This window comes from Hymenobacter taeanensis (assembly GCF_013137895.1).
GTDB classification, from domain to species: domain Bacteria; phylum Bacteroidota; class Bacteroidia; order Cytophagales; family Hymenobacteraceae; genus Hymenobacter; species Hymenobacter taeanensis.
Genome location: NZ_CP053538.1, coordinates 4,581,489 through 4,601,470 on the forward strand (window position 1 = coordinate 4,581,489; position 19,982 = coordinate 4,601,470).

Below are 19,982 nucleotides of genomic sequence, written 5' to 3' on the forward strand. Positions count from 1 at the left end.
GCACTATGCCGTGGCGGCGGCTCCAGAAACGAAGTTAGGCTTGTCCAGTTTTTTAGCAATCCGGTAGGCGGCATTTACGAGGCCTACGTGGCTGTAGGCCTGTGGGAAGTTGCCCCACTGCGAACCGGTTTTGGCGTCTACGTCCTCAGACAGTAAGCCCAGGTGGTTGGTATAGGTGATGAGCTTTTCGAACTCCACAATGGCTTCATCTACGCGGCCCACGCAGGCCAGCGCCTCTACGTACCAGAAAGAGCAGATCAGGAAGGTAGTTTCGGGCGTGCCGAAGTCGTCGGCGTGGCGGTAGCGGTAAAACAGGCCTTCGGGCGTTTTAAGCTCTTTTTCCAGCGCTTCGAGGTGGGTTTTGGCAATTTCCGAAGCCGGATCGAGGTAGCCCATCAGGATAAGCTGCATGGTGCTGGCATCGAGGTGAGGCGAGCCGATGGCGTTGGTATAGGCCTGTCGTTCTTCACTGAAGCACTGCTCAATGCGGTTGCGGGCCTCGTGCATAAGCGTAGTAGCCAGGGCCTCCATCTCGGTGTTACCAAGGCTGTGCGCCACCTGCCGGGCGGCGTGGCTGCCGGCCCAGTGAAACAAGTAGGTGTAGCAGTGGTACTGGGCTAAATTGCGGAACTCCCACAGGCCAGCATCGGGCTGGTCCATGGTGGCCTGAATCAGGTGCAGCGCCTCATAAATGAGCTTCTCCGGGTTGTTTTTGTCGGGGTCGAGGAAGCGGCAGTCAACGTAGAGCGGCAGCAGCGCCACCAGCACTTGCCCGTACACATCGTTCTGAATGTGGGTGTAGGCATCGTTGCCAATGCGCACGGGCTGGTTGCCCATGTAGCCTTCCAGGTCCAGTTCCTGCTCAATCAGGTCAGAAGCTCCGCTAATACCGTAGAGGGGCTGGTATTTACCTTTGATCTTGCTGGAAATATTGGCGATGTAATGGAAATAGCGCTCCATCTCCTCAAAGTGACCAATGTTGTTAAAGGCCGTGAGGATGTAGAAGGTGTCGCGCATCCAGCAGTAGCGGTAGTCCCAGTTGCGGGTGCTGCCCGGCGCCTCCGGCAAGGAGGTGGTGCTGGCTGCAATAATGGCCCCAGTGTCTTCGTACTGATGAATCTTGAGGGCCAAGGCCGACCGAATCACCTGGCTCTGGTGGAAGCTGCTGATACTGGTGCTTTTCACCCATTTGCGCCAGTAGTCAATGGTAGAAAGCAGAAACCGCTCGGCGGTGCTTTCCAAAGGGGCTTCTAATGGAGCTCCGTAAGTCAGCACGAGGTACTTCGTCTCGTTCAGTACAAAGTCTTCCTCATCCAGCACGTAGGTAAGTGGGATATTGGTGGTAAGACGTATCTCCTCCTCCAGCCCCAGAAACGCAATGTGGTTGGAACTGCGGCGGCGGCTCAGCTGCAGGGCCCCGTATTGGCCTACGGGCTGGCACGCCACCCGTATGCGGGGTGTGCCAGAAATGGGCTCCACCTTCCGGATAAACATCAGCGGCTTGTAGTAGCGCTCATACTGCGGAAAGCGCGGGGCAAAGTCCGTAACACGATAGCTGCCGTTTTCCGTAGTTATCTCGGTGCAGAGCACATTGGTATTCTGCAGATAGTACTGGTGCGATTCAAAATCGCCCTCGGCAGGGCTAATGCGGTACTCACCGCCTTTCTTGGAGTCAAGTAAGCTCCCGAATACGAAGCTGCTATCAAAACGGGGCCAGCAGAGCCAGCGTACGGCGGTGTCTTTCCCAATCAGGCCCAGAAAGGCACAATTGCCAATCAGGCCCAGGTCGTAGGTATGCTTTGTCATCAGAAGGGTAAGTTGGAGGCGCGGCTACAGCAAAGCGCTGCAGCAAGGTCTGAAGTAGCTAGTACCCCATTGGGGGCGTTGAGGTTGCCGCTCAGGCCTCTCCTACTGTCAAGGGCAGGCAGCTCTACCTTACTTTAGCCTGACTTTCTGGCTGCTTACAAGTTTCTTCAAGTTGAATTCGCGCTCAGCTTGAATACGCAGTCAGCAAATTATATCCCCTGATTCTGCAGCACTTACCTTATTTAGGCAAAAAAATTAACAGCCAGGTATTGCGCCGAATCAGGCGAGCTGTATCTTTGCACCACCAAAACGGAAAACGCTCCGTGTTAACTGGTCCGTTCGTCTAGGGGTTAGGACAGTAGATTTTCATTCTACCAACAGGGGTTCGATTCCCCTACGGACTACAAAAGCCACTCAGCAATGAGTGGCTTTTTTGTTTTTTGGACCCTCCGCATAGTTTTACGGCCTATAGAACACAAACCAGCCGTAGGTACTTTCGCGCACTGCTTGCCACGCGGAAGTACCTACGGCTGACTTATTAGTGATTGAAGCGGTATTTCAACCACACTACATCATTATCAAGCTGCTGCACCTGCGTGAGCTGCAGCCGCGTGGCGGGTCCTTTCGTGAGGTACTCACTCACTTCAAAGGTTGTCGTTGATTTAGGTGTGCCATCGGCCAGGGGCAGCAGCAGCAAGCTCAGCTCATCAATAAGCCCGGCGTTCAATAACGAGCCATTCAGGTGACCACCACCTTCCAGCATAAGTGTTTGAATAGGGAAGAGTGCAGCGAGCTGCTCTAGTACCAGCCTGAAATCAATTTCTTTCGCCCCGGCAAACAGGTAGGATATTTTCTTTTGCTGCAGGTAGTAAAGATACTCATCACTGACTTGCTCCGTGAGCACTTCAACGATATGGTCGCCACCGGTTTCGTTGCTGTCCCATCCTAGCTTGCCGTGAGCATCAACGGCAATGGCGAAGGAGGTAGCCTCTTTATCGCCAATAAATGGCTGCCGAGCAATGGGCTGCGGGGGCGTTTGCGGCTCCGGCTGCACGCCACCCGAGAAATCCCGCTCCATGGTGATACGGCCGCACATCCAGGCCTGGCTGGTGAAAGTATCGTGGTACTTCTCGAAATACCCGGAGAAAGTGTTGGTGATGTCTTCATCTTTCCAGTTAGCAGACAGAATCTTTCCGTCTACCGTGGACATCATGTGGCAGATTACATGTGGTTTTTTCATAGCCGCTCTATACGGCTAAAGTGGCTGTGCGGCGAAAAGTGAGTGGCGCGGCGCCGGTGGGCTTCTTAAAAAGAGCTGTTGAAATACATAGGCTACTCAAAGCCTAGGCCGCACGCATTTTCCTGCGACTTCACTATTTCGGTGGTGCCGTTCTTGCGCTTTAAAAAATGGGGTGTTTTCAGGCGGACTTGGTAAGCCACTTAGCTGGCATACATTTCCAGAACTCAGCACAGGTAACAACACTCAAATGAACTAGCAGGAATTTCCAATAACTAGCCTGAGTAGTGATTTTATGAGGGCACCTACCCTAATGGTTTAGACTCACCTGGATCTTACACGCGGTACGTTGCCGGGAATAAGCATTACCCTGCCAAAACTGCATGTTTTCCTGAACCATAGAGGACAGTCAATGCAAACTCAATTGGAAAAACCATACATAAGTATTCGGATGGCTGGGCGGGGTCTGTACCTTTGCCGGGCCTTCGGGGGGTTCGGAGGTTGTGTTTCCTTTGTTTGCTGTGCTGTTTCTATCCTGGTTTCGCAGCTTGTGCGCCGTGGCCACAAGTCTGCTGCTTCTCTGCGCCTTTACCGCTACCGCTCAAAACCCGCTGCTCATCCGCGACCTGAGCCTGCGCACCGATACTACGAGCTACACCCTGAGCCGAAACACGGTGCAGGTCCAGAATGAGCCGAGCCTGTATTTCTACTACCGCCAGGACGACGAAACGGCCGAGCTACTGGTGTACCCGCAGGATACGCGACGGGGCCCCTCGCTGCGCCTGGTTCGCTCCGCCGACTTTACTCTGCTCGATTCGCTCATGGCTGTGGATGGCGGCCAGTACTACCGGGCTAAGCTGCGCTTTAAAGACCTGGGCGCAACCCGCTACCTGCGGCTTACTTTCCGCCAAGCCCCTGATAGTGCAGGCCAGGCGGCGCAAACGCAAACCATCAACCTGCTGCCCGTTACGCGCACCACGCTGGATTTCCGACCCTCCGACACGGAGCTGTTCATTGGGGAGGAGAAAGTATTTACGCTCACCAGCAACTACCCCAAGAACATCCGCCTCTCTCCGGAATGGACGAAGGGACAGGATATTGATTACCGCCTCGACCAGGAAAATGGCACGTTGCGGCTCCATGTGCTGCCCAACGCGCTGGGCACGCGCCTGCTCACGCTGCGCCCCCAAACTGAACGGCCCTTTCTAACGGATAACAACCGCCGCGTGAGCTATGCGCTACCGCCTATCAGGCAGGAATTCACGGTGAAAGCAACACGCCTGCGCTTCCTGAGCGTTGACAAGAAAGAGCTGACTCTAGATGACGCCTCGCGCATGAGAGGGGTAGAACTGATTCTGGACAATGGCCGCACCTTCGACCTGAAGAAAACCTACCGTATTGAAAGCCAGGAGGAAGCCGGGGGTGCTCTGATTGCGGAGCTGTTTACGCGCCAATACCTCACCAACGACCGGGTACTGTGCTGGCTGCGCGTGTATAACCTGCACCGCCAGACCGAAAGCTACCTCTACATTAAGGAGAACGACCAGGCCAAGTACATCACCAACTTCAACATCACGCCTAAAACTAACATCACCTCCGTGAGCGTGCGCCACCGCGGCGGCGACTGGAACTCCAATACCACCGTAAACCCCGGCGAAACCGTGGATGTGCGCCTAGATGGCGAATCGTTATCGCGGGCGCGCTTCCATTTTGAGGATGTGCAGGTCATTCCCTCCGACTCCAGCATCCGCTCCGACGCCTCGGTGGTGTACCGGGTACAGGTACCTATCACCATTGATAAGAAGCGCATCACTATTTTCAATGCCGGCCAGCCTACCGGGTTTGGCCTGCCCGTGCGGGAGTTCCAGCGCCCCCACCCGCTTGATTTTGTGGGCGTTACTTTTGGGGAGGCACCTAGGCCAGTCACTCGCCTGAATGGCCCTATCCTGTACGACCAGACCATCCGGGATGTAGTGTTCAGCTTCAACTCGGGCGCTATTGACTCGGAGCAGCAGCTCTATGGCAAGCAGTACCTGACGTTTGAAATCAGGACCCAGAATGCGAAAGGGGATTTGATTGAAATGCGCACCGTTGACAACATAGTGGTGTGCCCGGATGGCAGTTCTGTGCGCGCGGCCTTCTACCAGGATAAGCAGTGCCAGGTGGGCAACATCAGCCTCAACAACCTGCTGAGTGCCCGCAAAACCTATGACCTTGATGACTGGAGCAAAATCATCATCACCATCAAACACAATCAGGCACAATATCAAGAAGCAGGTTTCACCCAACGGCTTGAATTGGTATTGCAGCGCCGCGTAAAGTTTGATATTGACATTAGCTTTCCGGCTGGCCTGCTCACCAAACAGCTGAATCCGAAGGCTGGAGAAAGTAATAACTACACAGCCTTCAGTGGTATTAGCCTGGCTACTCTAGCCCAGTTCAGCTTCTATAACCCCAACAAGATCAACAAGCTGCGGCCTTATAAAATTGGGGCAGGCTTTGTTGCGTTGAATGCTTTCAACCTCAGTCAGGACGCTAATAAGTCGCGCGACTTGGGCCTGGTTATTCTAGGCTCTGTTTACCCTACCCGCAGTGATGCCAAGCTTACCTTTCCTTTGTACTTAGGAGGGGGATATTTGATGAACGCAGGAAAAGCATTCTTCCTATTTGGGCCTGGCATTGGGGTTCGATTATAGCGCACCTACCCGCTTGCCTTGCGCAACAGCTCCGGTACTTGTAGCCGGAGCTGTTGTGTTTACTGCCCACTATAAGCCGCGCCAGGCCACTCTGCTACGCTTGTTAACCCAGCAGATCTATCAGTTTAGCAGCGGCTGCGTAAGTACTGGCATCCGTACATCGCAGGGAGTGGCCTAGGCCACTCCCTGCGATTCGCTGTTGCCCCGTATGTCCGCGCCCATTACTGCATCCTCTCTGCCGCCTGCCAGCACCTCCCCGTTTGCCCCGCTACGCATTCCGTTTTTTAGGATGCTGTGGATTGCTTCCTTCGTCTCAAACATCGGGACGTGGATGCAGAACGTGGGCGCCGTGGGCCTGATGACCGAGCTGACACCCTCGCCCGTGCTGGTGGCCCTGCTCCAGACGGCTTCGGCGCTGCCCGTGTTTCTGCTGAGCCTGCCCGCCGGCGCCCTCGCCGACCTAGTCGACCGGCGCAAGATGCTGCTGCTCACCCAAACCTGGATGGCTGCTACGGCGCTGGTTTTGGCCGCGGTAACGCTGATAGGCTACACTACGCCCTGGCTCCTACTCACGCTTACGTTTATGCTGGGCCTGGGCGGGGCGCTCAACAACCCGGTGTGGCAAACCGTGACGCCGGAGCTGGTACCCCGCGCCGAGCTGCCCCAGGCCATTGCCCTGAACAGCGTGAGCTTTAACCTGGCCCGGGCCTTTGGGCCGGCGCTGGGAGGCCTGGTAATCGGTTACTTCTCCTCGGGGGCGGCTTTCCTGCTCAATGGAATTTCATTCGTGGCTACCATTTACATGGTGTGGAGTTGGAAGCGGGCCCCACAGCCTACCTCAGCGTTGGCGGGAGAGCGAATTTTAGCGGCTATTCGCGGCGGTATCCGGTATGCCCGGTTTGCGCCGCCCGTCCAGAACATTCTGGTGCGGGGCGTGAGCTTCACCTTTGGAGCCAGCGCCCTGTTTGCGTTGATGCCGGCGGTAGTAGCACACCGCCTGCAGGAGCCTACCTCCTTTTACTCTTTGCTCCTATCCTGCATGGGCCTGGGCGCCGTAATTGGTGCCGTGATACTGCCCCGTCTCAACCGGCGGCTAACTATAAATGCGCGCGTTACCCTGGCTACCATAGCGTTTGCCAGTGGCCTGGCGGGCCTGGCCTTTGTTGCTGCTCACTGGGTGCTGTATGGGTTGCTTACCCTAGTGGGCCTGGCCTGGATGCTGGTGCTGAACTCGTTTAGTGTAGGGGTACAAACTGTGGTGCCGCGCTGGGTGCAGGCCCGTACTATCAGCCTGTACCTGCTCACCATACAGGGCGGCATGGCCCTGGGCAGCGTGGTGTGGGGCACAGTGGCTGAGCGCGTAGGCCTGGCCCCTACTCTGGCTGGGGCCACTGGCTGGCTCCTGCTCAGCACCTTGCTGGTCTTCCGGTATTCGCTGCTTAGTGGTGATACTCTCGACTTCACCCCCGCTCGTGCCCGGCTGGAGCCGGTGCTGGCCATGGAGCCGGTGCCCAACGATGGGCCCGTCATCATCACCACCATTTACCGGGTGGCCCCCGCCAACCAGCGCGCTTTCCTGGCCATAATGGAGCAGCTGGCGCGCATCCGCCGCCGGGAAGGGGCTATTCGGGTGGGTACCTACGCCGACATGGCCGACCCCACGCGGCTGGTGGAATATTTCATGGTAGAATCGTGGGAGGAGCACGCCCAGCAGCATGAGCGCGGTGTAGGCCAGGATGAGGACACCCTCAAGAAGCAGGCCCGCCAGTTTCACTTAGGCCCCGAGCCGCCGGTAGTTTCTCACTTATTGGCCCTACATGACACCCCATCATCAGTGGAGCCGGTAATGGTACCGGGCAGCACCCGCCTGGTGGCTGGCACCGCCGGCGAGGCCACTGCCTGAGTAAGCAGAAAACTGTGACACTAAATACCCAAAAGGCGCTGGCTCATTACCGCATTGGTGCCGCAAATACGGTAGTTTTGGCCCGCGCCTACGTGTCTGTCATAATGGTAAGCCGTAGAAAGTAGAGGAGGAAATGTAATCCGCCAAAACTTTCTGCCACGGGTGCGCTTATCATCTGAACTTCTCCCCTCTCTTGTATGAAATTGCTCTACGGCTACCTGCGCAACTATTGGGGCCTGCTAGCCCTGGCCCTGCTGCTGGCCGCTATCAACCAGGTTTTCTCACTTCTTGATCCCTATATTTTCCGGCAGATCATTGACCGGCACGTGGTAAAGGCCGGTGCTACAGCCTTTCACAACGGTTTCTGGGCGTTTCTGCAGAGCGGAGCGGGGCTGCTCATTCTGCAGGCCATGGGCGTAGCTATGGTGTCGCGCATTGCCAAGAACTTTCAGGATTACTATACCAACGTCATCACGCAGCGCCTTGGAGCGGAGCTGTACTCTGATGGGCTGCGTCACTCCCTGGAGCTTCCTTACCAGGTATTTGAAGACCAGCGCTCCGGTGAAACGCTGGGCAAATTACAGAAGGTGCGTACCGATGTGGAGCGCCTTATCCAGAGCTTTGTAAACGTGCTGTTCATTTCGTTGGTGGGCATCATCTTCGTGACGTGGTATGCCGTTAGCGTGTACTGGCCTATTGCGGTGGTGTACTTTCTCACCATTCCGCTGCTGGGTTCGTTGAGCCTGTTTCTGAGTAAGCGCATTAAGGTAATTCAGAAAACCATTGTGGCTGAAACCACGGCCCTGGCAGGTTCTACCACCGAGAGCCTCCGCAATATTGAGCTTATCAAAAGCCTGGGCCTGGCCCAGCAGGAAACCCAGCGCCTGAACGCTACTACCCGCAAAATTCTGAAGCTGGAGCTTAAAAAGGTGCGTTACCTGCGCTCATTATCCTTCGTGCAGGGCACGTTTGTGAACCTGATGCGCAACCTTATTCTGCTGATGTTGCTATTCTTGGTGGTGCAGCAGAAAATCACCGTGGGTGAGTTCTTTTCGTTCTTTATTTACTCCTTCGCCATTTTTGGACCGTTGCAGGAGATGGGTACCATTATCAACGTGTACCGCGAAACGGAAGCTTCCCTGGCTAACTTCCAGCTGATTCTTGCAACGCCCAAGGAGGTGAAGCCTGCTCAGCCCCAGGTCATTAAACAGATTCAGACGCTCACGTTTGATGATGTGCGCTTCAAGCACCTCACCGCCGCCACCGCCGCCCTGGATGGTATTTCCTTCGAAACCAAATTAGGTGAAACCGTAGCCTTCGTGGGGCCCTCGGGCTCGGGCAAGACTACCCTGGTGAAATTGCTCGTAGGCCTCTACCCGCCCGCCAGCGGCCAGATCCGCTACAATAACATACCGGGCAATAAACTCGACCTGGACCAATTGCGCGAGCAAATTGGCTTCGTAACCCAGGATACGCAGCTCTTCGCGGGTACCATCAGAGAAAACTTGCTTTTTGTGGCCCCTAACGCCACCGATGAAGAGTGCCTACGGGCCCTGCACGAAGCCGCCGCCGATACGCTGCTGGCCCGCGCCCCACTGGGCCTGGATACCGTGATTGGCGAAGGCGGCGTAAAAGTATCGGGTGGTGAAAAACAGCGCCTCAGCATTGCCCGTGCCCTGCTGCGCCGGCCAACCCTCTTGGTGTTTGACGAGGCCACCTCTGCCCTTGACTCCCTGACGGAAGAAGAAATCAGCCAGACGGTGCGACAGTTATCGGGTTCCCGCCAGCACATTACCATCCTAATTGCCCACCGCCTGAGCACCATCTTGCACGCCGACCGTATTTACGTGCTGGAGCGCGGCCACATTGCCGAGCAAGGCCGTCACGACGAGCTACTGACTAAAAAAGGCCTCTATTATGCCATGTGGCGGCAGCAGATTGGTGAACGTCATCAGGGAGAAATTACGCCTGAGCAAACCCTGGCTACCATCTAGCGCCAGCCAACTGCTCCTAAAACCACGAGCCCGCTCTGCTGCTACAGGGCGGGCTCGTGGTTTTAGTAGGCCAGTGTAGTACGGCTAGGGGCTAGCTGCTGAAGTGATAGAGGAAGGTAATAACGCCCGTGTACGCCGGCTTTTTGCTATCCTGTATTTCCAGTGTTACCTCAATCCGGGCCTTGGCAATGCCCCGCAGGTCTTTTACCGAGAGCAGCTTGGCCCGTAGCCGCACTGCACTCTCAACCGTAACCGCCTGGTTAAACCGCAGACTTTCAATCTCATAGTTCACCTGCATTTTCAGGTTTTCAATGGAGACAATCTGTGACCACAAGTAAGGCAGCAACGATACTGTGAGGTAGCCGTGGGCAATGGTGGCCTGAAACGGCGACTCCGTTTTGGCGCGTTCCGCGTCTACATGGATCCACTGATGATCGAGCGTAGTATCGGCGAATTGATTGATTTGCTGCTGCGGTATGGTGTAAAACTCCGAGACGCCTAATTCTTGCCCTTCGTACTGCTGAAGCTCGGCGAGGCTGCGGATGGTGAGGTTACTCATGCGGATGAATGGGTTGAAGCTCCCAAAGGAGAGCAGCGGGGTTGAGAAAGGAGTAGAAAGTTCAGTACCGGATGCGGAAGGCCTGTGCTGAGAGAATGGGGCATCAAGTTAAAAAAAGCCCCGAATGGAGACACCCCTGACAGACAGATTGTCAGCAGAAACAACAATCCCACATCGCCATACTATACGCCTGTTCCTACGCGTTGATACGGCATGTAACAACGCAATAGTTAAGTTGCCTAATCCAAAGCTTGAAGCCTAGGCCCATATAATAACCCCTAGTCACAACTTGGAACGCATGACTCTGTAATTGTGTTTAACAAATAACAAGAAGACATCATAAGGTGCTGCCTGCAGCAGTGAAAGTTGCTATAGGCTCAACTATCTCGACTACTGAAGCTGCAAATAAATCTTCTTAGCGGCAAAAATACAGCAACCTATTTCGGCAAGGTTCTTGTCTTTTAGCTATTACACTCCAACAGGACATTTTCATGAAACGATTCCGTTTATATCGCCAGATTGCGAGCTTACTGATGGTTCTGGGGCTGGCCGTTGGTTCAGCATCGGCCCAGTCGGCCAGCGGCCAGCGCGACGTGCTTCGCGAGATTACTGACGTGGTAGGTCTGAAGCCTCGCTTTGAGCTACAGGCTACTTCTGAAGTGCAGAATGCTGCTGCCGTGGTGTATGGCGGCAAGCGTTATCTCTTATATAACCCGCAATTTGTGGGGGCTGTAAACCGGGCTGGTCGTACTGACTGGGCAGGTATCAGCATTCTGGCCCACGAGATGGGCCATCACCTGAATGGGCACACCCTGAAGCCCGGCGGCTCTAACCCCACCGACGAGCTGGAAGCCGACGAGTTTTCAGGCTTTGTGCTGCGGAAGATGGGGGCTAGCATGGCTCAGGCCCAGGCAGCCATGGCCATTGTATCGGATGATGAGGCTTCTCCTACTCACCCCGGCCGTAGCACTCGCTTAACTGCAATTGGCGAAGGCTGGCAACGCGCCAACCAGCAGATTGTAGCCAGCGCCCGCATACCGGCTCCCTCTGCAACACCCGCAGTGCTGGCTAACCGCACCACCGCTCCCGTCCGGACCGTGGCTACTTCCGCCTCTCCGGTTAATATTCTCGGCAAGATTACTTTCCGTAACAACCCCAACATCCCGTTTTACCTCACCAACCGCCTGAACGTAGTAAAGATTGACCCCGAGGAGCGCACCGCCCAAGTGGTTGGCCGCATTACCCGCTCCGAGAGCATTAACTACCCTTACGTGTTGGTTGATGGCCAGCAGCGTCGCCTTTACATCAGCAAAAACGGGGCATCTTTGATAACTCCGGCCGGCAGGTGGCCATGCTCTCTGATCCTTCCTAATCTGTATATACATGACTTGACTTATCTGCCTGCTTTCCTCGGAAGGCAGGCAGTTTTGCTTTTATACCTGGCCTAGACATAGGGTGCCGTTCGTTAAGCGCAGTAATGAAGCAGCGTGTGCTAGTCAAGTCCCATCACTCCAGAATACCTGGGCAGATACTTGTGTCGATTCATGTAGATAGTATTAATCTGCTACCCAGATGCGCGGCCTGCTGAGTTAAAGTACTCAGCCTGTTGCGCCAGGCCACTTCTGTTGTGGTAGGCAAGGAAGGGCAGTTCTTACTTTCACCGCAACGGCATTCGTGCTATGTAAAACTGCCCCAATGGCCCTTGAAGTGTACCTTCGGGGCTTCACTTAGCATTTCCGTATGGCTTCTTATCCTTTCTTGTTGGTTGATGCTTTCACCGATGTAGCGCTGGGCGGCAACCCCTGTGCCGTAGTGCTAGACGCCGACGACCTCACCACGGAGCAGATGCAGCGCCTGGCCCGTGAGTTCAACCAGTCGGAAACTGCGTTTGTGCGCCGCTCCGAAGTAACCGAGTTTGGCGTGCGCTACTTTACGCCAGCCGAGGAAATCCCGCTGGCCGGCCATCCTACCATTGCTACCATCACGGCTTTGCTCCACTCAGGTCGGCTGGCTCCTTCGGCCAATCAGCCGCTCACGCTGCACTTGGAACTTCTGGAAGGCCCCATCCGCATTGATGTGCTGCCACCGGCCGCTCCGAGTGGCCTAGCGCAGGTCATCATGACCCAGCGCAAGCCCGTGTTTGGGCAACTACATGACCCCGCCGTGGTATTACCGCTCTTTGGGCTCACGCCTGATGACGTGCTGCCCGGCGCTCCGGTACAAACGGTAAGCACCGGCACGCCCCAGCTCATGGTACTGCTGCGCGATGCCGCCACGCTACGCCGCGCCTACCTCCCCGCCCCCGCCGCCCTAGACGCCTACCGCGCTAGTTCCGACTTCTTCAGCCCTCACCTGTTTTGCCTGGAGGGCGCCACCCCGGCTGGCCAGACATTTGCCCGCCACTTCTGCACCCCACCCGATATTGCCGAAGACCCCGTAACAGGCTCGGCCACCGGCGGAATGGCAGCGTATCTGTGGCATTACGGGCACTTACCGGGGCCAAACTTTGTAGCTGAACAGGGCCACTGGCTGGGCCGCCCCGGCACCGTGCAGGTATCGGTACTGGGCCCACCCAACGCCATGGAGGGCGTACAGATTGGCGGTACCGGCGTGGTGGTGGTGGAGGGCAAGTTGTCGCTCTAGGCCACCTCGGTGGGCGCTTTGCCGTATTGCCAGGGCCCCGCCTCTCATGCAGATTCCGTTATGCCCGAACTACCCGAAGTAGAAACCTACCGCCGTTTTATTGATGAACTGGTGGTGGAGCAAACCATTGTTGCCTTTGAAGTAAAGGACGCGCACGTGCTGGCCGCTAGCGAAGACTTACTCCGCCGAGGGGTAGTGGGGAGCCGGGTTACCGGCACGCGCCGTCTCGGCAAGAATTGCTTCCTGGAGCTAAGCACCGGCCAGGTATTGGTGCTGCACTTCGGAATGACCGGCGACGTGGGTGCCTACCGCGACGAGCCCGATGCCCCGCGCTTCACCCGCGTAGCCCTGCACCTCGACACCGGGCTACGCGTGGCCTTCGTGGACCCGCGCAAGTTTGGCCGCATCCGGCTGGCAGAAAGCGTAGAGGCCTACCAGAAAGCCAAGAAGCTGGGCCCCGATGCCCTCGACATTACCACCGAGCAGCTCAAGGCCAAGCTAGGCCACCGCAAAACGCTCATCAAGCCTTTGCTGCTCGACCAAAGCATCACGGCAGGCCTCGGCAACTGGATTGTGGATGAGGTGCTATTCCAAGCAAAAATTCATCCGGAGCGGGTTGCCAACACGCTCACTGATGCTGAGTTTGAAGCCATGCACGCGGCCATTCAACTGGTCTTGACTACAGCCATCAGGCACGAAGCCACCTACCGGCACTTCCCCGCCAGCTTCCTCATCCATGCCCGCGAGTGGGACGATTCCGCCACTCCTGGCTCCGATAAGCACCTGTTCTGCCCCCGGCACCCCGACACGGCCATTATCAAGAATTACGTAGGCGGCCGCGCCACTTACACCTGCCCGGTTTGCCAACCGGCGGTTAAGTAAAGTCACCATTACCAACTTCCCGGCACGTCATTTTGTGAGCGGAGCGAAGGATTTTACCACGTCAGCACGAGGCCCTAGGCCAGTCGTTCTGGCTTGATAAGATCCTTCGCTGTGCTCAATATCACGTGTTAGAGGGCTATGCCTACAGTGCTTTCGTGAAGCTCACTTTTATCTTCAGCTGAAAATCGGAGATGACTTTGAAGATTTCCTTAATCGTTACTTGCTCTACCTGCGTGAGCTGTTTGGGGTCAAGGTAATTAGTGGGGGCCGTGTGGTCGTCGCTGATTTGGCGGGCTTGCTTTTTGAGGCGCATACCCATGAGGTAGTAATAGGCCTGGAGCAGTTCTTCGTACTCCTTCGTGGTGAACACGCCTTTGTCGCGAAGCTGGGCCAGTCGCTCGCCGGTGTTAGTGGCGAAAATCTGGTTTTTTTAGGGCGTACACCCGCACTAGGTCCACAATCGGCGACATGGTTTTCTTCAGGTCGAACACCTGCTGGGTGCCTTGCGTGAACGTGCGGAAGCCGCGGAAGAACGTGAGCGGCGGCTCATATTGCAGGGCGTTTTTGGCCATTAGGAACAGGAACCGATCAAGCGGCCCCTGCAGCTCCTCGTGCAGAAACTCGCGCAGCTCTTCCATGATGCTGGCCTCCCCGTAGAGGTAGCGGCAGTCGAAGAAGGTGGAGAACTTCATCACGGTTTCGGCGTTCGACTCGCTCATCCACTGGTGGTAGTTGCGCTTCCAGTGCGAGAGAGAATGTGTCCACTTGGGGTTTTTGGCCATGAAGCCCCCGAGCAGAAGTGTAGGCCAATGTCGTTGAGCTGGTCGGAAACCGACGTGGCGAAGCGCAGGAAGTACTCCCGCACCAGCTCGCGCTGCTCGTTGGCCTTGTCCTCGTAAATGATGGCGTTATCCTGGTCAGTAACCAGAGTCTGCTCTTTGCGGCCTTCGCTGCCCAGCACTATAAACACGAACTTGGCTGGGGCCGGGCCCTGCTCGGCCAGCACGCCTTCAATCACTTTTAGAGCAATGGTATCGGCCACGGTGGTAATCACCTGGTTCACGATTTCAGGCTTCACGCCGCGGCTCAGGAGCTGGTTTACCATGTCGGGCACCATGCCCCAGCGGCGCTTCAGCTCGCGGGTGCTCTGAGCCAGCTTCACGGCCTGAATGAACATAAACGGCGACTGGGCCAAATCACTCAGCAGCTTGTTGCGGCTCAGAAAGCCCACGTACTCCCCTGCCTGCTCTACCAGCAAATAGCGCGTTTTGGTCTGGAACATCAGCAGGATGGCCTCATACACGTAGGCATCGCGCCGAATGGACACGATGGGCGTGTCCGTGACCTCCGAGACTGGCCTAGCGGCATCCAATTGGCGCGCTACCACGTTGTCGCGCAGGGTAATATCAGTTACGTAGCCCACAATTTTGCTCGCTTCATCGGTCACGAACAGGCAACTGACCTTGCCGGATGCCATGCGCCGGGCGGCCTCATAAATAGGTGTGGTACCGGGGCATGATACAACGTCGCGGGCCTCTAGGGTTTCCAGCCGCCGCGAGTAGAGCTGGTCGGCGGCAATAAAGTTCTGCTCGGGGGCGGGCGTGGGCTTCACGAAGTGGGCATACTCCTCATTGAGCATGCGCTGCCCGTAGCGGGCCGTGAAGTAGTGAAAGAAGGGCTCGTAGGCCAGGCACAGCGCCCGGAAGTCGCGGCGCGGCAGGGAGAGCACCTTGGTACCCTTGTGCGCCAACACGGTGCGCAGGGAGCGTTTCTTATTCAGCAGAATCGACATGCCCCCGTAGCAGGTGCCGGGGCCATACACCTCAGGCAGACGCTTTTGCTGCTCACTGTCGTAGAAAAACGTCTCGTACTCCCCTTCCACAATGATATCCAGCCCCCGCAGCTTCGACACGTCCTGCTGGTATATGAGCGCGTCTTTGGGGTACTGCACTTCCTGCAGCAGGTCCACAACTCCATCCAATACCTCTTCGGGTAGCAGGCTGAAGGGTTCTACGGTTTTGAGAAAGGCCAGGCGATTATCCATAGATCAGGTAAAGTACAACCACTATAACAGCCGTAAGCACGGCAGTTAGCAGCGCCCAGCGCCTTAGCGGCGTCGCTGGGAGCGGCACAACTAAGGGGCGCTGCTGCTGCAGTAGCTCCTCGGTGAGCAGGTGCTGGCGCTGCATCTCAAAGTAGCAGTGGGCCGTGGCCTGCGCATCGGCCCAGGCATCATGCTGCAGCACCATGGGCTTATGAAACAACTGCTCATGCAGCTCACCTAACCGCAGGAAGCGCCGACCTGGCCTGGGTGGGGTGATATGCGTGAGTTGCATAGTGCAGAGGGTGGGCAAGGTAACCAACGGATTTTCTAGGCCTGCGCGGTGAAACCCGGCTCCTATCACATGGAAATCGAGCTGCAGATAGTGGCCTACAACGAGCGGCTGATACGTCAGCAAGTCCTGGCGCAGGCGCTCCAGCACCTCGCGCGGCTCCTGGCCCTGCTCCTGCAGAAACTCCGGCGTGAGCCCGTGAATGGCTACCGCGGAAGCCTGCATCCGGCCGGCAGGCACCCGCAGGTAGTGGTTTTCGGATTTTATCAGCTCGCCTTCCGGCGTGTATACGCCCCAGGCCAGCTGGGCAATGTGGGGCCAGTTGCGCTCCGCCGTGTAGGGCTTGTCCCAGCGCTGGGGCAGGCCCGTGGTTTCGGTATCAACAAACAGCAGGAACTCTCTCACCGGGTACGCACTGAAAAATATAGACGCGGGTGTTTCATGAAGACAAGGCTTCGGCTGCAGGAGTGGCCCAGGGAGCAAAAATCACTATTCGCACACTCTTAGCTCAGGGTAACCATGCACGCAGGCATCGGTTTTGGCTTAGTAAAGCGCTTATGCCGAAGTCAAAAATACGAGTTAGATCCGTAGCACTTAGCTCCGTGTCAGCCAGTCTGAAAGAAGGTATGAGTAGGCTGGTAGCTGGCTACTGAATAAAACCGTTTAATATTACACAATCGATTGTGAACATTAGCCAGTTATTTTGCGTACTTGCCACCGTGCCACACGTACCTTAACTGCCCAAGCCACCTGAAAAGCGGGGGCAGCGGTAAGGAAACCTACTCGGTTATGTGTTGGCTGTTTTGATGCTTCTAAGCAAGCTCATCTGAAAGCAAAGAAGTCGTTGAAAGGGTATTGGAGCGTGTTTAGCTTCCTTTAGTGCCCTGAACTTTTGTAGCTTTCCGCCGAAAATCGGCTTTTTGCCATATAGCGTGGGCGGTTGAGTTTTACCTACTGCCCTGGCCGCTGCCCGGCATTCTGTATTGTAATTTGATCTTGCCCTACATACCTCATTCCTAATGAACGCACTAGTAGAAATTCGCCAATTCAACCAAAGCATTTGGCTCGACTTCATTCGTCGCAAGATTCTGGTTAATGGCGAGCTGCAGAAGCTCATCTCCGAAGACTCCCTGCGGGGTGTGACGTCAAACCCCGCCATTTTTGAAAAAGCTATTGGCGGCTCCGACGACTACGACGCGGCCATCCGCTCCCTGGCCCTGCAGGGCAAGTCGGTTGATGAAATCTACACCGAGCTGGCTATTGCCGATGTGCAGCTGGCCTGCGACCTGTTTCGTCCGCTTTACGACAGCAACGACAACTCCGGCGACGGCTACGTGAGCCTGGAAGTATCGCCGGAGCTGGTGAACGACACCGAGGGTACCATTGAGGAAGGCATGCGCTTCTGGAAAGCCGTAGACCGCCCCAACGTGATGATTAAGGTGCCCGCCACGCTGGAAGGCCTCCCTGCCATCCGGCGCCTCATTGCAGAGGGCATCAACGTAAACGTGACCCTCATCTTCGGGCTGGAGCGCTACCGCGCTGTGGCCGAGGCCTACATCGCGGGCCTGGAAGACCGCGCCGCGGCCGGCTTGCCCATCAATAACATTGCCTCCGTAGCCAGCTTCTTCCTCTCGCGGATTGATGTACTGATTGACCCCATGCTGGAAAAGCTGGCGGCCGAAGGCGGCGAGAAAGGTGAGCTGGCGCAGAGCCTCGTGGGCGAAGTAGCCCTGTCGAGCGCTAAGCAGGCCTACCAGATTTACAAAGAGATTTTTGCCGGTGAGCGGTGGGAAAAGCTGCAGCAGAAAGATGCCAGCACCCAGCGCCTACTGTGGGCCAGCACCGGCAACAAGAACCCCAAGTACGACGATCTGAAGTACGTGGAGTCGCTGATCGGCCCCCACACCGTGAACACTATTCCGGTTGAAACTATGGATATCTTCCGTGAGAAAGGCAAACCCGCCGTTCGCCTGGAAGAAGGCACCGACAAAGCCGCCGACGTAATTCGTCGCTTGCCCGAACTTGGTATCAACCTGGAGGAGCTGACCAACCAGCTGGAGCACGAAGGTGGCCAGAAATTCAAGGAGCCCTTCGGTAAGCTGATGGCTGCCCTGGAGAAGAAGCGCCAAGAAGCGCTAGCCGAAACCGTAGCCCCCGCTACCTATGAGCTAGGCCAGTACCAGGCAGATGTAAACGCCCAAATCAAGAAGTTCAACGAGCAGAACTTCACCGAAGGCTTCTGGCAGAAAGAAGCTTCGCTGTGGACTCAGGATGCCGAAGCGCAGGAGAGCATCCGCAGCTTCATGGGCTGGCTGCGCGTAGCTGAAACCATGGTAAGCGCCGTGCCCGAAATTGAGCAGTTTGTGCAGGAAGTGCGCACTGCCGGTTTCAAGCACGTGGTAGTGATGGGTATGGGCGGCAGCTCTATGGCCCCTATTGTGTTCCAGAAGTCGTTTGAGCGGAGCGCCGACGGCCTGGAGCTGTCGATCCTGGATACCACCGACCCTGGCACTGTTCGCCAGATTGAGGAAAGCGTGCCGCTGACCGAAACGCTGTTCATTGTCGCCAGCAAGTCGGGCACCACGGCGGAGCCCCTGGCTTTCGGCGACTACTTCTACAACCGCCTCAAGGAGCTGAAAGGCGACAAAGCCGGCGAGAACTTCGTGGCCATTACTGACCCCGGTTCCAAGTTTATTGAGGCTGCCACGAAAGAGGGCTACCGCAAAATCTTCCTGAACTTCACGGAAGTAGGTGGTCGTTTCTCGGCTCTCACCTACTTCGGGCTGGTGCCTGCCGCCCTCTACGGTATTTCCGTGGGCGAGGTGCTGGAGCGCGCCATCCGGATGATGCGTGCGTGTGGTGCATACGGCCCCGTAACGGAGAACCCCGGCCTGGAGCTGGGTGCCGCCTTAGGCGTACTGGCCGAGCAAGGCCGCGACAAGCTCACGCTGGTAGTGCCGCAGTCACTGCACGACCTAGGCCTGTGGCTGGAGCAGCTTATTGCCGAAAGCACTGGTAAGCTGGGCAAGGGTATTCTGCCCGTAGCAGGCGAGCCGCTCACTGAGCCCAGCCTCTACGGCCAGGACCGCGTATTCGTGTATGTGGGCTATGGAAACGAAGCCGACGAAGCCAACCAGCAAAAGCTGCAGGCCCTGCAGCAGGCTGGCCACCCGGTTATCAGCATCCGGATGCAAGAGCCCCTTGACCTGGGCCAGGAGTTCTACCGCTGGGAAGTGGCTACGGCCGTGGCCAGCGCCGTGTTCGGCATCAATCCCTTCGACCAGCCCAACGTGCAGGCCGCCAAAACTGCTACCGACCGGCTCATGAAGGAGGTAACAGAGAAAGGCCAGCTGCCCGAGGAAGAGAAGGCGCTATCAGCCGATGGCTTGTCGTACTACGGTGTGCCGGCTGCGGGTAAAGCAAGCGAGCTACTCACGCAGTTCTTCCAAACCAACCCCGGCGACTACGTTTCTATCCAGGCGTATCTGACGGAGTCTCCGGCCCTGAATGAAGCCATGGACAAGCTGCGTGCCCTGCTGCAGAAGCGCCTGCACGTGGCTACCACATTCGGCTACGGCCCCCGCTTCCTGCACTCAACCGGCCAGTACCATAAGGGCGGCCCCAACACCGGCCTGTTCCTGCAGCTGACCGCCGAAAACCCCAACGACCTGCCCCTCCCCGGCCGTTCGTACACCTTCGGTACGCTGAAGAACGCCCAGGCCCAGGGCGACCTGCAGGCCCTGCGCGACTATGACCGCCGCACCCTGCGCGTAGACCTCGGCGCCAACCCCGAGCAAGGCGTGCAGAAGCTCATTGAAGAGCTGTCGGCACAGGCCTAGGCCACTCCGAGAAGTCTCTACAAAACGAAAAGGGCGACCAGCTAGCTGGTCGCCCTTTTCGTTTTGTGCTTTAGCTTCCGGCACAAAGAC

At 56.7% G+C, this 19,982-nt stretch carries 14 protein-coding genes and 1 tRNA gene; 8 read left to right on the forward strand and 7 right to left on the reverse strand.

Annotated features, from left to right (window positions below; genetic code table 11):
• Positions 1–3 precede the first annotated feature (3 nt).
• Positions 4–1,806 carry a glycoside hydrolase family 15 protein gene (locus tag HMJ29_RS19200; protein WP_171593008.1) on the reverse strand — a complete coding sequence of 601 codons (1,803 nt, stop codon included), beginning with the start codon at positions 1,804–1,806 and terminating at the stop codon, positions 4–6.
• 332 nt (positions 1,807–2,138) lie between these two features.
• On the opposite strand from HMJ29_RS19200, the gene HMJ29_RS19205 reads away from it, so the two are divergent.
• A tRNA-Glu gene (locus HMJ29_RS19205) sits at positions 2,139–2,210 on the forward strand.
• Positions 2,211–2,344: 134 nt separating this feature from the next.
• Here HMJ29_RS19205 and HMJ29_RS19210 read toward each other — a convergent pair.
• The gene (locus HMJ29_RS19210; RefSeq protein ID WP_171593009.1) at positions 2,345–3,046 is read right to left on the reverse strand and encodes a dihydrofolate reductase family protein; all 702 of its coding nucleotides are present in this window, start codon (positions 3,044–3,046) and stop codon (positions 2,345–2,347) included.
• A gap of 518 nt (positions 3,047–3,564) precedes the next feature.
• Here HMJ29_RS19210 and HMJ29_RS19215 point away from each other — a divergent pair.
• The 3 genes from HMJ29_RS19215 (at position 3,565) to HMJ29_RS19225 (ending at position 9,636) form a co-directional block, all read left to right on the forward strand.
• Entirely contained in the window at positions 3,565–5,739 is a 2,175-nt protein-coding gene (locus tag HMJ29_RS19215; RefSeq protein WP_171593010.1) for a hypothetical protein, read from the forward strand.
• A 208-nt stretch (positions 5,740–5,947) separates the two neighbouring features.
• A complete protein-coding gene (locus HMJ29_RS19220; protein WP_171593011.1) occupies positions 5,948–7,642 on the forward strand; it encodes an MFS transporter in 1,695 nt (564 codons plus the stop codon).
• A 197-nt stretch (positions 7,643–7,839) separates the two neighbouring features.
• Entirely contained in the window at positions 7,840–9,636 is a 1,797-nt protein-coding gene (locus tag HMJ29_RS19225; protein WP_171593012.1) for an ABC transporter ATP-binding protein, read from the forward strand.
• Positions 9,637–9,727: 91 nt separating this feature from the next.
• Here the strand turns inward: HMJ29_RS19225 and HMJ29_RS19230 are convergent, their stop codons facing one another.
• On the reverse strand, positions 9,728–10,195 hold the full coding sequence (locus HMJ29_RS19230; protein ID WP_171593013.1) for a MaoC family dehydratase: 468 nt from the start codon (positions 10,193–10,195) through the stop codon (positions 9,728–9,730).
• Positions 10,196–10,686: 491 nt separating this feature from the next.
• Here HMJ29_RS19230 and HMJ29_RS19235 point away from each other — a divergent pair, with 491 nt between their 5' ends.
• The 3 genes from HMJ29_RS19235 (at position 10,687) to mutM (ending at position 13,720) form a co-directional block, all read left to right on the forward strand.
• The gene (locus HMJ29_RS19235) at positions 10,687–11,643 is read left to right on the forward strand and encodes a M48 family metalloprotease (protein WP_171593014.1); all 957 of its coding nucleotides are present in this window, start codon (positions 10,687–10,689) and stop codon (positions 11,641–11,643) included.
• Between the two features lie 292 nt (positions 11,644–11,935).
• Positions 11,936–12,838, forward strand: coding sequence for a PhzF family phenazine biosynthesis protein (locus HMJ29_RS19240; RefSeq protein ID WP_171593015.1), 903 nt, complete (start codon positions 11,936–11,938; stop codon positions 12,836–12,838).
• Between the two features lie 60 nt (positions 12,839–12,898).
• A complete protein-coding gene (mutM, locus tag HMJ29_RS19245) occupies positions 12,899–13,720 on the forward strand; it encodes a DNA-formamidopyrimidine glycosylase (RefSeq protein ID WP_171593016.1) in 822 nt (273 codons plus the stop codon).
• A 142-nt stretch (positions 13,721–13,862) separates the two neighbouring features.
• Here the strand turns inward: mutM and HMJ29_RS20555 are convergent, their stop codons facing one another.
• The 4 genes from HMJ29_RS20555 to HMJ29_RS19255 are packed head-to-tail and all read right to left on the reverse strand — an operon-like array spanning position 13,863 to position 16,458.
• Positions 13,863–14,090 (reverse strand): putative nucleotidyltransferase substrate binding domain-containing protein, encoded by a 228-nt coding sequence (locus HMJ29_RS20555; protein ID WP_253805656.1) that lies wholly within the window; start codon positions 14,088–14,090, stop codon positions 13,863–13,865.
• A gap of 37 nt (positions 14,091–14,127) precedes the next feature.
• The gene (locus tag HMJ29_RS20560) at positions 14,128–14,502 is read right to left on the reverse strand and encodes a putative nucleotidyltransferase substrate binding domain-containing protein (RefSeq protein ID WP_366670801.1); all 375 of its coding nucleotides are present in this window, start codon (positions 14,500–14,502) and stop codon (positions 14,128–14,130) included.
• Positions 14,436–15,764 (reverse strand): DUF294 nucleotidyltransferase-like domain-containing protein, encoded by a 1,329-nt coding sequence (locus HMJ29_RS20565; RefSeq protein ID WP_253805657.1) that lies wholly within the window; start codon positions 15,762–15,764, stop codon positions 14,436–14,438. The genes HMJ29_RS20560 and HMJ29_RS20565 overlap by 67 nt, the downstream gene beginning before the upstream one ends.
• Positions 15,757–16,458: a 3'-5' exonuclease gene (locus tag HMJ29_RS19255; RefSeq protein WP_171593017.1), complete on the reverse strand. Its 702-nt coding sequence runs from the start codon at positions 16,456–16,458 to the stop codon at positions 15,757–15,759. Before HMJ29_RS19255 ends, HMJ29_RS20565 begins: the two co-directional genes overlap by 8 nt.
• Before the next feature lie 614 nt (positions 16,459–17,072).
• Between HMJ29_RS19255 and HMJ29_RS19260 the strand changes: the two genes are divergently transcribed.
• Positions 17,073–19,892, forward strand: coding sequence for a bifunctional transaldolase/phosoglucose isomerase (locus tag HMJ29_RS19260; protein WP_171593018.1), 2,820 nt, complete (start codon positions 17,073–17,075; stop codon positions 19,890–19,892).
• Positions 19,893–19,982 lie beyond the last annotated feature (90 nt).

Excerpts from the sequence above, each read along its gene's own strand:
- HMJ29_RS19260 (WP_171593018.1), top strand. The coding sequence starts at position 17,073 with ATGAACGCACTAGTAGAAATTCGCCAATTCAACCAAAGCATTTGGCTC.
- HMJ29_RS19230 (WP_171593013.1), bottom strand. The coding sequence starts at position 10,195 with ATGAGTAACCTCACCATCCGCAGCCTCGCCGAGCTTCAGCAGTACGAA.
- HMJ29_RS20560 (WP_366670801.1), bottom strand. The coding sequence starts at position 14,502 with ATGGCCAAAAACCCCAAGTGGACACATTCTCTCTCGCACTGGAAGCGC.
- HMJ29_RS19235 (WP_171593014.1), top strand. The coding sequence starts at position 10,687 with ATGAAACGATTCCGTTTATATCGCCAGATTGCGAGCTTACTGATGGTT.
- HMJ29_RS19210 (WP_171593009.1), bottom strand. The coding sequence starts at position 3,046 with ATGAAAAAACCACATGTAATCTGCCACATGATGTCCACGGTAGACGGA.
- HMJ29_RS19220 (WP_171593011.1), top strand. The coding sequence starts at position 5,948 with ATGTCCGCGCCCATTACTGCATCCTCTCTGCCGCCTGCCAGCACCTCC.
- HMJ29_RS20565 (WP_253805657.1), bottom strand. The coding sequence starts at position 15,764 with ATGGATAATCGCCTGGCCTTTCTCAAAACCGTAGAACCCTTCAGCCTG.
- mutM (WP_171593016.1), top strand. The coding sequence starts at position 12,899 with ATGCCCGAACTACCCGAAGTAGAAACCTACCGCCGTTTTATTGATGAA.
- HMJ29_RS19225 (WP_171593012.1), top strand. The coding sequence starts at position 7,840 with ATGAAATTGCTCTACGGCTACCTGCGCAACTATTGGGGCCTGCTAGCC.
- HMJ29_RS19200 (WP_171593008.1), bottom strand. The coding sequence starts at position 1,806 with ATGACAAAGCATACCTACGACCTGGGCCTGATTGGCAATTGTGCCTTT.
- HMJ29_RS19240 (WP_171593015.1), top strand. The coding sequence starts at position 11,936 with ATGGCTTCTTATCCTTTCTTGTTGGTTGATGCTTTCACCGATGTAGCG.